Annotated in this window: 10 protein-coding genes; 5 read left to right on the top strand and 5 right to left on the bottom strand. The window is 71.1% G+C overall.

What is annotated here, in order from left to right; genetic code table 11:
• Positions 1–29: 29 nt before the first annotated feature.
• Complete coding sequence (locus tag SAVERM_RS09835; RefSeq protein ID WP_042492897.1) at positions 30–1,535, bottom strand: VWA domain-containing protein; 1,506 nt, start codon at positions 1,533–1,535, stop codon at positions 30–32.
• Between the two features lie 995 nt (positions 1,536–2,530).
• A complete protein-coding gene (locus SAVERM_RS09830) occupies positions 2,531–3,310 on the bottom strand; it encodes a hypothetical protein (protein WP_107083166.1) in 780 nt (259 codons plus the stop codon).
• 155 nt (positions 3,311–3,465) lie between these two features.
• On the opposite strand from SAVERM_RS09830, the gene SAVERM_RS09825 reads away from it, so the two are divergent.
• Positions 3,466–3,891 carry an OsmC family protein gene (locus SAVERM_RS09825; protein ID WP_010983301.1) on the top strand — a complete coding sequence of 142 codons (426 nt, stop codon included), beginning with the start codon at positions 3,466–3,468 and terminating at the stop codon, positions 3,889–3,891.
• A gap of 305 nt (positions 3,892–4,196) precedes the next feature.
• On the opposite strand, the gene SAVERM_RS09820 is transcribed toward SAVERM_RS09825, so the two are convergent.
• Positions 4,197–5,060 (bottom strand): helix-turn-helix domain-containing protein, encoded by an 864-nt coding sequence (locus SAVERM_RS09820; RefSeq protein WP_010983300.1) that lies wholly within the window; start codon positions 5,058–5,060, stop codon positions 4,197–4,199.
• A gap of 153 nt (positions 5,061–5,213) precedes the next feature.
• The gene (locus SAVERM_RS09815; RefSeq protein WP_010983299.1) at positions 5,214–6,071 is read right to left on the bottom strand and encodes a helix-turn-helix domain-containing protein; all 858 of its coding nucleotides are present in this window, start codon (positions 6,069–6,071) and stop codon (positions 5,214–5,216) included.
• Positions 6,072–6,099: 28 nt separating this feature from the next.
• Here SAVERM_RS09815 and SAVERM_RS09810 point away from each other — a divergent pair, with 28 nt between their 5' ends.
• The 4 genes from SAVERM_RS09810 to SAVERM_RS44640 all read left to right on the top strand — a co-directional run bounded on the left by SAVERM_RS09810 (position 6,100) and on the right by SAVERM_RS44640 (position 10,628).
• Entirely contained in the window at positions 6,100–7,167 is a 1,068-nt protein-coding gene (locus tag SAVERM_RS09810) for an ADP-ribosylglycohydrolase family protein (protein ID WP_010983298.1), read from the top strand.
• Positions 7,168–7,225: 58 nt separating this feature from the next.
• Positions 7,226–7,531, top strand: a complete 306-nt coding sequence (locus tag SAVERM_RS09805) for a 4a-hydroxytetrahydrobiopterin dehydratase (RefSeq protein WP_010983297.1) — start codon at positions 7,226–7,228, stop codon at positions 7,529–7,531.
• A gap of 389 nt (positions 7,532–7,920) precedes the next feature.
• Positions 7,921–9,747, top strand: coding sequence for a rhamnogalacturonan lyase (locus tag SAVERM_RS09800; protein WP_159029006.1), 1,827 nt, complete (start codon positions 7,921–7,923; stop codon positions 9,745–9,747).
• 275 nt (positions 9,748–10,022) lie between these two features.
• Positions 10,023–10,628 carry a hypothetical protein gene (locus SAVERM_RS44640; RefSeq protein WP_237528756.1) on the top strand — a complete coding sequence of 202 codons (606 nt, stop codon included), beginning with the start codon at positions 10,023–10,025 and terminating at the stop codon, positions 10,626–10,628.
• Positions 10,629–10,836: 208 nt separating this feature from the next.
• On the opposite strand, the gene SAVERM_RS09790 is transcribed toward SAVERM_RS44640, so the two are convergent.
• Complete coding sequence (locus SAVERM_RS09790) at positions 10,837–13,485, bottom strand: cellulose binding domain-containing protein (RefSeq protein WP_010983295.1); 2,649 nt, start codon at positions 13,483–13,485, stop codon at positions 10,837–10,839.
• Between the last annotated feature and the right edge of the window lie 75 nt (positions 13,486–13,560).

Raw genomic sequence — 13,560 nt, 5'->3', positions numbered from 1 at the left:
GGCCGGGGCCGCGTCAGTAGCGGCCAGCGTCAGTAGTGCGGCCAGAACCCCGACCGGACCCTGCCGAAGTCGTTCATCACCCGCACGGCGGGCGCGAAGCCGGGACCCGCACCGGCGCCGTGGGAGACGTCGCTGAAGGAGACCACGGCACCCAGTGCTCCGGTGAGCGTGATCAGCTTGCGCAGGGTGACCTGGTCGTCGCGGAACTCCTTGGCCGGGAGGTGACTGTGTGCGGCCTCCAGGTTCTTGAGGTGGTGCGTCAGCCGGTTCTTCGCCGCCTCCCTGTCGCGGTCGTACAGGTCGTCCAGCGCGTAGAAGGTGACCTCGCTGGTCCACAGGCCGACCGCGTGCACCGTCACCGTCTCCTCGGGGAGCGTGAGCGCCTCGCACAGGTCGAGTTCGTGCCGCCGTCCCGCGCGGGCCACGGTGTCCACGTACTGCACGGTCGCCGTACCCAGCCCGGACAGCTCGCGCCCCGCCGGCACCCTGATCTCGAGGACGACCCAGTACGTCTCCTCGAACGCGAGGTCGGGCGCGAAGATCCTGATGCCCTTGTCCTCGGTGATGATGTCGGGCAGCGCCTTGGTGCCGTAGTCCTGCAACGCCCGCTCGGCCGCCTGCCCCGCCTCGCGGAGCACCGCGGCGCGCGCTCTTGGGTCGGTGACCAGGTCATGCCCGTACAGGTGCCGGATCTCCACCTCGGGGTCGATGTCGAGCCGCAGCTGGATGTCGATGGCGGCCAGGTGGTCACGTCTGCTCAGATCGCCCAGCAGATCCGCGCCGACCTGCTCGGGCCGCGTCACGAAGGTCGAGTGGCCGCCGGCCAGCCCCGCGAGCGCGGCGAGTTCGGGCATCCGGGCGTCGGAGCCGAAACCGAAGCACGACAGCGTGAGGTCGCCCCGCAGTTTGGCGGCGACGTTCGCCCGGACCTTGATCCAGTCCCGTTCGCCGGATGTCGGGTCGCCGTCCGAGAACAGGTAGAGACAGTTGACGGTGCGTCCGCTGACGGAGTGGCGGCTGATCTCGTCGATGCCGTACTGCACACCGAGGTCGATGTCGGTCCCGCCCTGGGTGGTCAGCGCGGACACCACTTCCGCGAAGCGCTCGGGCGGCAGGTCCTGCTTGGCGACGGCCGGCAGGACGGTGCGCACATTGTGGTCGAACGTGATGATGCCCAGGCAATCGGCGGGGCGCAGCTCGCGGTAGATGGTCTGGAGAGCGGACTTCACCGTGTCGAGCTTGGTGCCCGTCATCGAGCCGCTGGTGTCGACGACGAAGACGAAGTTCACGGGGAGCGGCTCGGTGGCGGGAGCGTCCTCGGGGCGGGCGCGGCCCGCCTTCAGCGCGATCTCGACGAAGTGGGTCGTCGCCTCGTTCGCCTTGAACTCGCCCGGTACGGCGGCGAGTCCATGGCTCACGGCGACGGCCTCGCCGGGCCGGGGGCCGGGCACCTGCTCGGTGCGGTCCGCCACGAAGTCGTCGAACCGGATCTGCTCCTGCCCGATGATGACGCCCTGCTCGATGAGGTCCCTCACACCGAGCGCGGACCGGGTGCCGAAGGCGTTGTTGCGGCGGTATTGTAGAGGCCGTCGTGGGGGAGGGGCTGGTGTGGTTGTCGCGGGGGTGTGGGGAAGGGGCCGCTTGGGGGTGGCAGGGCATCTCCGAAGCCCCGGGCTGTGCCCCCAGCGGTTTCCCACGGACGCGCGGGCTTAAAGGGGGGCTTCCAGGTCGCGGTAGTAGCAGACCGACGGAGTCTGGTGTCGCCGCCACCGTGTCGGGATTGGCGGCCAGGCGCCGCTCGTACATGGGCTCGGAAGTGATGTCCCGGGCACTGGGCATCCCCGGGGCATGCCGGTCCACCGGCCGCCCGGAGCGGATCGTCCGTCCCCGCCGCAGCCACCGCCACAGCAGGCCGTCAAGGGTGTCCGCGTCCGGGGCGGTGATCTCCGGGTGGACGATGACGGTCAGCGTCTCCTCGTTCACCGGCAGGAGCACGGAGGCGAGACCGCTGGTCCGTGTCCACACCGCCCGATCGCCGGTGAGGACGTCCATGACCGAGAGAGCGTGCAGCGCCGCGAAGTCCCGGCACTCCGCCTCGCGCCGGGGGTCCCGGAGGTACGGCGCGCCCGTGGTGGTGTCCGGCCGGACGAGGTCGAGTACCAGGAACGCCCAGCACTCCCGGCGCGGCGGCAGCGGCACCCGCTCCGCATCGCCCGCGGCTTCGGACCCGCACAGACGCAGTACGGCGCCACAGCGCAAGAAGTCCCACAGCCCCGTGCCCGGTTCGGAAGGCGTCGCGGGCGGCGCGTCACCGGGATGGACCACGAGCACGGCGTCAGGATGGGCCGCCAATAAGGCGTCGGCGTCCTCCGCCGTCCGCGCGAACTCCTCCAGCGGCGCCAGCCCCGCTCCGCGCGCCCGCTCCCGTGCCTCGGCCGCCGCCCGGTCCACGTCGTCCCCGGCGACCGGCGGCCCGACGTACAGGACCGCGGGCCGTCCGGCATTCCGCCGGCTGTTCTGCTGGTTCTCGTCACTCGGCATGTGCACTCTCCGTCGTACGGGCGGGCAGCGGGCACCGGCTCTCCAGCTCGGTGCGGGTGTGCACGCCGCCGTCGAACATTCCCTCGGCCCTCATCCGCCGCAGCCAGGCGTCGAGTTCGGGGCCGAGCCCGGTGCTCTCCTCCGACAGCCGGACGGCCCGGTCGCGCCGGTCCGGATCACGGCCCAGGACCAGCAGCGCGATCTTCAGCGCGAGACTGTGCGGATTGCGGGCCTCGAGCCTCAGCGCCTCGTCGACATATCCGGAAGCGACCTCGATGTTCGAGCGGGCGAGCGCGATCCGGGCCTTCCAGTACCAGAACTCCTCCGACTCCTGGTCCACGTGCGAGGCCTCCAGGGCGCGTTCCGCCTGGTCCGGCTCGCCGAGGCCCACATGCCGGCGCACCGTGGTGAGCGACCGTTCGGCCCGGGACGCCCCGGCCGCCGGGCGGCGCGCCCGCGGGCCGGTGGCCACCCGCGCCGCGATGACCACCACGGCGAGCAGGAACAACAGCAGCATCCCGACGAGCACGACGAACTGCTGGATGCCCTTGCTCTCGGCCAGCGTGGCGAAGATCCCGAGGATCGCGACGGCGAAGGCGAGCACGATGACGGCACCGAACAGCGCCGTCGCCTGTGCCGAGGTGAGGGTCCGGAACATTCTGGTGCGGATGATGTCGCGCACGAAGTCCCGGTAGAGCAGATACAGGACGCCGAGTGCGACTCCGCCAAATCCCGCGATTCCCCCGAGGACTTGGAAGAGTTCGACCATGCATGGACTGTAAGGCTTCCCTGGGGCCTTCGGCAGGGGATTCACCGGCCGGTTCGGCAGGTCGCCGCCCCGTCGGGTGGGTGTCGCGGGCCCAGGTGTGATCGGATGGCGGGGACGGATTCCCGGCAACGGGACCCCACCCGAAAGGAAGAACCGTGGCAACCACGCGCTCCGCACACACCGTCTGGGAAGGCAACCTGCTCGAGGGCAACGGAGTCGTCACCTTCGACTCCTCCGGCATCGGCCAGCAGCCGGTGTCGTGGCCGTCGCGCGCCGAGCAGGCGAACGGCAAGACCAGCCCCGAGGAGCTGATCGCCGCCGCCCACTCCAGCTGCTTCTCCATGGCGCTGTCGCACGGCCTGGCCGGCGCCGGCACCCCGCCCACCAAGCTTGTCACCTCGGCCGATGTCACCTTCCAGCCCGGCGAGGGCATCACCGGCATCCACCTCACCGTGGAGGGCACGGTGCCGGGCCTCGACAACGACGCCTTCGTCGCGGCCGCCGAGGACGCCAAGAAGAACTGCCCGGTCAGCCAGGCGCTGACCGGCACGACGATCACCCTGTCGGCGAAGCTCGCCTGACCCGCGTACACACGCCCGTACGCCGATGCCGCGTCCTCCCCGAGGAGGGCGCGGCATCGTCATGTCCCGGCCTGCGGCTCGGCAACTCCCCGACGAGGCACGGCCACCGGCGGTCGGATGATCCCGGTCGGATGAACCGCGGTCGGGAGACCTGGCGGTCGGTCGGGAGATCGGGTGGTCGGGAGATCGGGCGGTCGGGAGGTCCGGCGGTCAGGAGCTCCGGCGGTCGGGAGGTCCGGCGGTCAGGAGCTCCGGCGGTCGGGAGGTCCGGCGGTCAGGAGATCGGCCGTCAGGAGCTCCGGCGGTCAGAAGCGCTCGCGGTACTCGCGCAGGATCTGCCGGGTGCGCCGGCCGGAGGCGGCGCGGGCGGCCATGTGGTCCAGCACCTCCAGGTGCAGGGACACCTCGGCGCGCGAGTCGAGATAGAGAGCGCCGGACAGATACTCGCTGTAGACCATGTCGGGCAGCTCCGGCTCCGCGAAACGGAACAGCACGAACGACGTGAACGTCCCCGGATGCGGACCGGCCGCGTACTCGAGGACCTGAAGCGTGATGTCGTCGCTCTCGGCGGCTTCGAGCAGCCGGTCGATCTGGTCGCGCATGACCTGGCCCCGGATGCTCACCGGACGCCGCAGCACGGTCTCCTCCATGAGCACCCAGAGATGCGGCGGCCGTTCCCGGGTGAGGAGCTTCTGCCGGGCCATGCGCAGCGACACATGCCGCTCGATGTCCTCGGGGCGCGTCTGCCCGACGGTCCCGGCCTCCAGCACGGCACGCGCGTAGTCCTCGGTCTGGAGCAGCCCGGGCACGAAGTGCGGCTCGTACGAGCGGATGATGCTCGCGGCGCCCTCCAGGCTGACGTGCATGCTGAACCAGTCGGGCAGGACGTCGTGATAGCGCTGCCACCAGCCGGGCCGGTTCGCCTCCTCGGCCAGCGAGACGTAGGCCGCGACCTCGGCGTCGGGCACCCCGTAGGTGGCCAACAGCACCTGGAGGTAGGGGATTTTGAGCGCGACCTCGGCGGTCTCCATGCGTCGCACGGTCGCCGGGGCGACCCGCAGCACCCGCGCGGCCTCCTCCCGCCGCAGCCCGGCCGCCTCCCGCAACTCCTGCAACCGCCGCCCCAGCACCACCTGTCCGACGGTGGGCGCGGCCCGCCGCTCACTCACGCCACGCCTCCCCACGCGCCGAAGTATCCGTGCAGTGTGACATGTCCCGCGGGAAGGTTCATGGGGTCGAGGTGTCTTGATTTCCTTCGCCCGCAAGGGAGTTGCGCCGGTCAGGACGGCGGCGCCACCGTCCTGACCGGCGACGGCGAGCTGTCAGGGCTGTAGTGACTGGAGGTACTTGACCGTCGCCGGGTCGGCCGGCAGGAACGTCTCGATGGCCAGTTCGGCCACCGTCACGTCCATCGGGGTGTTGAAGGTGGAGATGGACGAGACGAACGACAGCACCCGGCCGTCGTGCTCGATGCGCAGGGGGAGCGCGAAGTGCGGAGCGGGTTCGGCGGGCTCGTCGGCCGCGTCCGGGACCGGGTCGGGGACGGGGTACGCCGCCACCTCCTCGTACAGCGTGCGCAGCGGTGCCGAGCGGTGCAGCGCGATCTGGCGCTCCATCTGCGCCAGCAGGTGCCCGCGCCACTCGCCGAGGTTGCGGATGCGCGGCGCCAGACCCTCGGGGTGCAGCGTCAGCCGCATCGCGTTGAGCGGCGGCGTGAGCAGGGACTCCGGGACGCCCTCCAGGAGCATCGCGATACCGCGGTTCGCCGCCAGGACGTCATACGTGGCGTCCACCACCAGCGCCGGATACGGCTCGTACCCCTCGAGCAGCCGCCGGACCCCCTGCCGCAGCGCGTCCATCGCCGGATCGTCCAGCGGCGTCTCCGGATAGTGCGGTGCGTATCCGGCGGCCAGCAGCAGCGCGTTGCGCTCGCGGACCGGGATCTCCAGGTGCTCGGCGAGCCGCAGCACCATCTCCTCGCTCGGCCGCGACCGGCCCGTCTCGACGAAGCTGATGTGCCGGGCCGACGAACCGGCCCGCAGCGCCAGCTCCAGCTGACTGACCCGCCGCCGCTCCCGCCAGCCGCGCAGCAGCGGGCCGACGCCCCTGTCGGTCGGGCCGGTGCCCTTCTCGGTCGGGCCGGGGGGAGGCGCCACGGCGCCGGACGCGACAATGGTCATACGGAGGACCGTAGTCGAGGAGGGGTGCATGTACGACCGCTGGAATCTGTCCTGGCAGGCCACGGCGGGCTATCGGGCCCGGGTACGCGGCTGTCTGCTGGGCGGCGCGATCGGCGACGCCCTCGGCAACCCCGTCGAGTTCGCCTCCCTGGACCGCATTCGTGCCGAGTACGGGCCGCGGGGCATCACCGGGCTCGTCCCGGACGGCGACGGGGTCGTCGGCCGTATCACCGACGACACCCAGATGACCCTCTTCACGGTCGAGGGACTCCAGCGGGCCCACCACCGCGAACGGCACAAGGGCATCGGCGGCGCCGCGCCCCGCCTCGTCCGCCAGGCGTACGGACGCTGGCTGGACACCCAGACCAGGCCCGGACCCGGCGCGGACGTCGACGGCGGACTCGCCGCCCGGCCCTGGCTCTACGCCCGCCGCGCCCCCGGCAACGCCTGCCTCTCCGGGCTCACCCAGGACCACGTCCCCGACCCGATGCTCCCCCTCGGCCCGCCCGGCGCCGTCAACCCGCAGTCCAAGGGCTGCGGCGCGGTCATGCGCTCGGCACCCTTCGGGCTCGGCCGGGCACCCGTCGACTTCGCGTTCGGGCTCGCCGCCCGCTGCGCCCAGACGACCCACGGCCATCCGACCGGCTACTACTCCGCGGGCGCCCTCGCCGCGATCGTCACCCATCTGGTAGAAGGCGAATCCCTGGAGGGCTCCGTCCTGCGCGCCCTGCGGCTGCTCGCCGTTCATCCCGGCCACGACGAGACCACGGCCGCGCTGCACCGCGCCCTCGACCTGGCCGCCGAGGGCGATCCGACCCCCGAGAAGGTCGAGACGCTCGGCGCGGGCTGGATCGCGGAGGAGGCCCTGGCCATCGCGGTGTACTGCGCCCTTGCCACGACCGACGTCACCCGCGCCCTGCTCCTGTCGGTGAACCACTCGGGCGACAGCGACTCCACCGGCGCCATCTGCGGCAACCTCCTCGGTGCGCTGTACGGCGACCACGGGCTGCCGCACGAGTGGCTGGAGCGAGTCGAGGGCCGCGCCGAGATCGCGGCCCTCGCGGACGACTTCGCGGCGGAGTGCGTACGGCGCTGAGCGCGCGGGACTGTGGCAGGCTGGGCAAGAGCCGCTGTCGTGCGAATGGAGCGAGGCCATGCCCGTCGAACCGTTGTCGCAGAAGGAGATCGAGGACCGGCTGGCGGAGCTGCCCGGCTGGTCGCTGGACGGGGACCGGATCTCCCGCTCCTACCGGCTCGGCTCGCACTTCGCGGCGGCCGCGATGGTCGTGCACATCGCCCAGGTCCAGGAGGAGCTCGACCACCACTCCGACCTCACCCTCAGCTACCACACCGTCTCCCTCACGGTGAACACCCACAGTGTGGGCGGTGCGGTCACCGAACTCGACTTCGCGCTCGCCCGCCGGGTGGAGGACCTCGCGCCGGGGCACGGCGCGAGCTGAGCGACGGGCTGGACCACGCCAGGGAAGCCGACGAGTACGACGCCACGCGCGCGGGGTGAGGCGCGGGCCGAGGCGGCCGCGAACGCCGTACTCGGCCCGCTTCCGGGGCCACGGGCAGGGCCGGACACCGCGCCGCCTCGCCCGCTGTGTGCGCCTCGGCGCGATCCACGCGGCCGGCGGCGGCGCGCTCGCCGCCCGTAGCGAGGCACTGCCGGACCCGGACCGCCCGCGGGCACTCCGGAGGCCGTGAGCGGCGAACTCCTCGCCCGACGCGGCAACTCCCGGGCAGGCAGCGGCAACTGAGGGAACGGAACCGTCTGTCCTCTCAGGAGGTAACACACGTGCAGCACCCGCACTCGCACAGGAACCGCAGACGTCAGATCCTGACCATGACGGCAGCCGCCGTCCTGACCGCCGCCGGACTCACCACGCTCGCCACCGGACCCGCCCAGGCCGCCACCGCACGCCAGGTCGAGGCCCTGGACCGGGGCGTGGTCAGCGTCCACACGGACAGCGGCAACCTGGTCAGCTGGCGCTGGCTCGGCACCGACCAGAACGACGTGTCGTTCAACGTCTACCGCGCCGGTGCGTTGGTCAACGCGACCCCGATCACCGGCTCCACGAACTACTTCCACTCCGGGGCGCCCGCCCAGGCCGACTACACGGTCCGCGCGATCGTGGGCGGCGTAGAGCAGGCCGACTCGGTGCACGCCGTCCAGTTCCGTACGGGCTACAAGGACGTACCCCTCACCCCACCCGCGGGCGGCACCACCCCCGACGGCGTCGCCTACACCTACGAGGCCAACGACGCCTCCGTCGGCGACCTCGACGGCGACGGGCAACTCGACTTCGTCCTCAAGTGGCAGCCCACCAACGCCAAGGACAACTCCCAGTCCGGCTACACCGGCAACACCGTCGTCGACGGCATCAAACTCGACGGCACCCGGCTGTGGCGCGTCGACCTGGGCCGCAACATCCGCTCGGGCGCGCACTACACCCAGTTCCAGGTGTACGACTACGACGGCGACGGCAAGGCCGAGGTCGCCATGAAGACGGGGGACGGGACGACGGACGGCCGGGGCACGGTGATCGGCAGCTCGTCCGCCGACTACCGGAACGCCAGCGGGTACGTGCTGTCGGGCCCCGAGTACCTGACCATGTTCAACGGCCGGACCGGCGCGGCGATGGGCACCGTCGACTACGTCCCGGCCCGCGGCACGGTCTCCTCCTGGGGTGACTCGTACGGCAACCGGGTCGACCGGTTCCTCGCGGGGACGGCGTACCTGGACGGCTCCCGGCCGTCCCTGATCATGGCGCGCGGCTACTACACCCGGACGGTCCTCGCGGCCTGGGACTGGCGGGGCGGCGCCTTCACCCGCCGCTGGACCTTCGACACCACCTCCTCGACCAACAGCGGCAAGGGGTACGACGGCCAGGGCAACCACCAGTTGTCGGTCGCGGACGTCGACGCCGACGGCAAGGACGAGATCGTGTACGGCTCGATGGCCGTGGACGACAACGGCTCCGGCCTGTGGACCACGAAGAACGGCCATGGCGACGCCCTGCACGTCGGCGACCTGGACCCCTCCCGGGCCGGCCTCGAGGAGTTCAAGGTGGACGAGGACTCCTCCAAGCCGTCGTCCTGGATGGCCGATGCCGGGACCGGCGCGATCCTGTGGTCGACGGCGGCCAACGGCGACAACGGCCGGGGCGTGTCCGGGGACGTCTGGGCGGGCAGCGCCGGCGCCGAGTCCTGGTCGTCCCGCGCCGACGGTGTCCGCAGCCCGCAGGGCGCCGTGGTGGCGAGCCGCAAGCCGGGCAGCATCAACTTCCTGTCCTGGTGGGACGGCGACACCGTCCGCGAACTCCTCGACGACACCCACATCGACAAGTACGGCACCGCGTCCGACACCCGCCTGCTGACCGGCTCGGGCGTCCACTCCGACAACAGCACCAAGGCCACCCCGTCCCTGTCGGGCGACCTTCTCGGCGACTGGCGCGAGGAGGTCGTCTGGCCGACGACCGACAACACGGCGCTCAGGATCTACTCCACGCCGTACGAGACGAGCACGAAGATCACGACCCTGCTGCACGACACGCAGTACCGCACAGCTCTGGCCTGGCAGAACACGGCCTACAACCAGCCACCGCACCCGAGCTTCTTCCTCGGAAACGACATGGCGACGGCCCCCAGGCCCACGGTGTACACGCCCTGAACTGGAGGAACGAGCCTTCGGAGTGAGGCGAGGAGGCGGCCATCCAGCCCGTTCGGACGGCCGCCAAACTCATGATCCAATATCGCTGGGGAGAATTTGGGGAGATCCATTTCGGATGGGTTCCTCAGTCGGTTCTGCGACCCGAACCTACGCGACATCGAACACGAGCCGTTCCCCCACGGATTTCTGAAGTTGCCGCAACCGGCTGCCTGACCAGCCGCACGAGCCCCCGGCTGGCACGTTGCCGGGGGGTACGTCTCACCGGTCCCGAACTGGTGAATCTTCAACCGGCCCATGTATTTCAACATCATCTGGCGCTAACATCCCAGCTCCGAACATCCCTGGGGGGAACCTTGACATCCGAACTGCCGCCGCTGCCCGACACCCCGCCGCCCGCGCCCACCGAGCCGCCCGCCGTATCCGCTCACGTGCCGCCGGCACCTGCGGCGAGACGCCTCAGCCCGCTCGCCGCAGGACTCATCGGCCTCGCCACCGGAGCAGCCATCGTCGGTGGCACCTGGGCCATCACCGCCAACAGCGGGCCGGACGCGCCCGCCACCTTCACGCTGAAAGGCAGCTTCGCCCTCACTGACAGCGTCGTCCCCGACGGCAACGGCGGCTGCGGCGGAACCCGCGGATACGACGACATCCTCGAAGGCGCCGGCGTCACCGTCTACGGCGCATCCGGAGATGTCATCGCCACTGGCGGCCTCGGCAACTCCACCTACGACGGAGACACCTACGACTGCACGTTCAAGGTCGCCGTGCCTGACGTGCCGAAGGGCGAGAGGTTCTACAAGGTTGAGGTGTCTCACCGAGGGACCGTGCAACTGTCTGGCAAGGAAGCCGAGAACGGGGACTTCGGGGCCTCGCTCGGCTAGCCGGAAACGCCAAGGCCCCGACTGGTGACAGTCGGGGCCTTCGTCGTGCCGGGTACTGCCCGCGCGACCCAGCCGGAGCCCGGACTGCCGGAAGCCTGCACCAGCAGCGGGAGTTGCCCAGGCCACGGTCTACACGCCGTGGAGGAGGCGGAGGGCGCGGGCCGGCCCGGCCCGCGCCCTCCGGATCAGGCGAGCGTGCGGCTTCGCATCAGGCGACCGTGCAGTTCTGACCGCCGAGTTTGAAGGCGGTCGGTCTGCCATTGGATCCCGACCAGCTTCCCGTGAACCCGAAGCTCACCGAGGACCCGGCCGCCACCCTCCCGTTCCAGGCCAGGTTCGCTGCGGTCACCCCCGAACCGGCCTGCGCGTACGAGGCGTTCCACAGCTGGGTGACCTCCTGCCCGTCACCGAACGACCAGCCCAGCGACCAGCCGTCCCAGGCGGTCGACCCGGTGTTGGCGAGCTGTACATCGGCCTGGAAGCCGCCCGACCACTGGTTCGTGATCCTGTATGTCACCGTGCAGGCGCCCGTCGGTGCCGGCTCCGTACCGCCGCCGTCCGAAGAGCCCGCGGTGTCGCCGTAGACGATCCCGCGCCCGTTCGTCGACACATACACGCGCCCGTAGACCCTGGGGTCACCGGTGATCGCCGCGCCCGTCCAACCCCACTGGTGGGCATCGTCGTTGACGCGGGTCCAGCTCGCGCCCTTGTCGGTCGACCGGAAGATGCCGCGCACACCGCCGATCTTCGCGCTGGTGTAGAGCGTCTGGTACGAGGCGCCGGTCGCCGCCTTGCCGAAGCCGATGGTGTCGGCCTGGTCGACGGTGGCGAGCTTGGTGAAGGCCGCGCCGCCGTCCGTCGAGTGCCACAGCCCGTACGCGCCGTCGCTCGCGCCGCCCGCCAGCCAGATGTCGCCCTTCGTGCCGGGCAGCGCCTTGAAGCGCACGCTGTCGCCGCTCGGCAGGCCCGTGGCCGCGGACGCCGTGAAGGTCGCCCCGCCGTCCGAACTGACGTAGAACCTGCCGGACTTGAAGCCGTAGAAGGTCTTCGGGTCGACCCGGTCGGACTCGACGATCGCCCCGGCCGGGAGGCCCGCGGACGCCGACCACGAGGTGCCGAACCCGGTCGTGTACTGCACCCCGGTGCCCGCCGGGCTCCACACGAAGCGACTGCCGTCGGACGCGGCCGCGACCGTCCCACCCCCGCTGACCCCCGAAGGGTCCGCCCCCGCGAACCAGTTGGCGCCGTTGTCCGTCGAGAACGCCACATGCGGACCCGAGTCGAGATTGCCGACCCGCACCACCGTGCCCGGGTCGGTCTCGGCGTAGTCGAGGCTGGTGCTCGTGGTGAAGTTCGGCGACGTGTACATCAGCGACGGCACCGTGGTGAGGTCCGTGTGCCGGAAGCCGCCGATGTCACCGAGCGCGCTGAACAGCTGGGCGCCGCCGGAGGGAGGCGAGGCGAGGTCGTTGACGGCCGTCTCCTCCAGGCCCCGCGCCATCGGCTTGATGGTGAACTGGCTTCCGCTGTCCCAGTTCGTCAGGTTGTCCGTGCCGTAGACCGTCGCGCCCGTTCCGTACATCATGCGCGCGGAGTCGAACGGGTCGATCTCCAGGGACTCGGTCATCCAGCCGAGTTTCGGGGTCTGCTCGGGCGGTGCGGGGTTCGCTCCCCAGGTGAGCCAGGGCGAGGACGAGACATCCATGGTGAAGCGGTTCGAGCGGCTCGGATACGAGGTGTAGTCCCAGGCCTTCGTCCAGGTGCCGCCGCTGTCCGTGGAGCGGAAGAGCTGCGTGTCCGGCCACCAGGAGCTGTACGCAGTCGCCATCACCGTCCCCGGATGCTGCCGGTCCACGGTCAGCCCGCTGAAGCCGTAGTAGGTGTCGGCCTCCGCGACCGGGCTGATGTTCGTCCAGGTCCCGGTCTTCGTCGTGTACCGCCACAGCTGTCCCTTGCCGCCGTCGTACGGTCCGCCCTTGTCGCTGTACGCGAGGTACAGACAGCCGTTCGCCGCGTCCAGCACGCCCTTGTGGGCGAGATGGCCGGTGGGCTGGCCGGCCAGCCGGGACCAGGTCGCGCCCGCGTCCGTGGAGCGATAGACGGAGTTGTCCTTGTCGGCGACCCCGACGTACACCGTCCGCGTGGAGCTCCCCGGCGACCCCGTCGACTCGTCGAAGGTGACCCACACGATGCCCTGGTTGTCGGACGCGTACCCGCTCGTGTCGGTCGCGTCCTGCACGTAGGTGCCGACGTTCGGGAAGTCGGTGACCTGCGACCAGGAGGCCCCCGAGTCCGTCGACCGCCACAGCCCCTTGCCGCTGGGCGCGCCGAGATACAGCACGCTGTTCCTGTTCGGGTCGACCGCGAGCCGCTCGCCCATGCCCCGGCCCGGCATGTTCCCGCCCAGCTTGAAGGGCAGGTCGGTCTTCTGCCAGCTCGCGCCCCGGTCGCCGGACCTGAGCACGGCACCGTTGCCCGGGTCCCAGCTGTTCGTGTACGTGCCGACGGCCGCGTACACCTTGTTCGGGTCGACGGAGTCGGAGGCGAGGCTCACGACACCCGTGTGCCCCCAGTCGCTCCAGCCGACCGAGTCGAGCAGCGGCGTCCAGGTCTTCGAGGACTCGGCCCAGCGGTAGGCGCCGCCGATGTCGGTGCGGGCGTAGGCGAGGTTCTTCTCGGAGCGGTTGAAGACGATGCCGGGGACGAAGCCGCCGCCGTCGACGCGGGCGTTCTTCCAGCTGTACGTGTCCGCGGCGATCGTCGCCGTGGGGGCGCTCGCGGCCAGTGCCGGCGGGGTGCCGGCGGGCAGACCGGCCGCCAGCGCGAGCACGGCCGTGAAGATGCGGGTTCTTCGCACGGTGAGTCCTCTCCTGAAGCGGGGGGATGGAAAGGCGCGACGGCCGGGCGGCCCCCGGTAGGAGAACCGCCCGGC

The sequence above is a fragment of the Streptomyces avermitilis MA-4680 = NBRC 14893 genome (assembly GCF_000009765.2).
Lineage (GTDB): Bacteria > Actinomycetota > Actinomycetes > Streptomycetales > Streptomycetaceae > Streptomyces > Streptomyces avermitilis.
Note: the sequence above shows the minus strand (reverse complement) of the source record. Positions and strands in the feature narration are given on the sequence as shown.

Coding starts and splice junctions, on each gene's coding strand:
- SAVERM_RS09830 (WP_107083166.1), bottom strand. CDS start 3,310: ATGGTCGAACTCTTCCAAGTCCTCGGGGGAATCGCGGGATTTGGCGGA.
- SAVERM_RS09810 (WP_010983298.1), top strand. CDS start 6,100: ATGTACGACCGCTGGAATCTGTCCTGGCAGGCCACGGCGGGCTATCGG.
- SAVERM_RS09805 (WP_010983297.1), top strand. CDS start 7,226: ATGCCCGTCGAACCGTTGTCGCAGAAGGAGATCGAGGACCGGCTGGCG.
- SAVERM_RS09815 (WP_010983299.1), bottom strand. CDS start 6,071: ATGACCATTGTCGCGTCCGGCGCCGTGGCGCCTCCCCCCGGCCCGACC.
- SAVERM_RS09800 (WP_159029006.1), top strand. CDS start 7,921: ATGACGGCAGCCGCCGTCCTGACCGCCGCCGGACTCACCACGCTCGCC.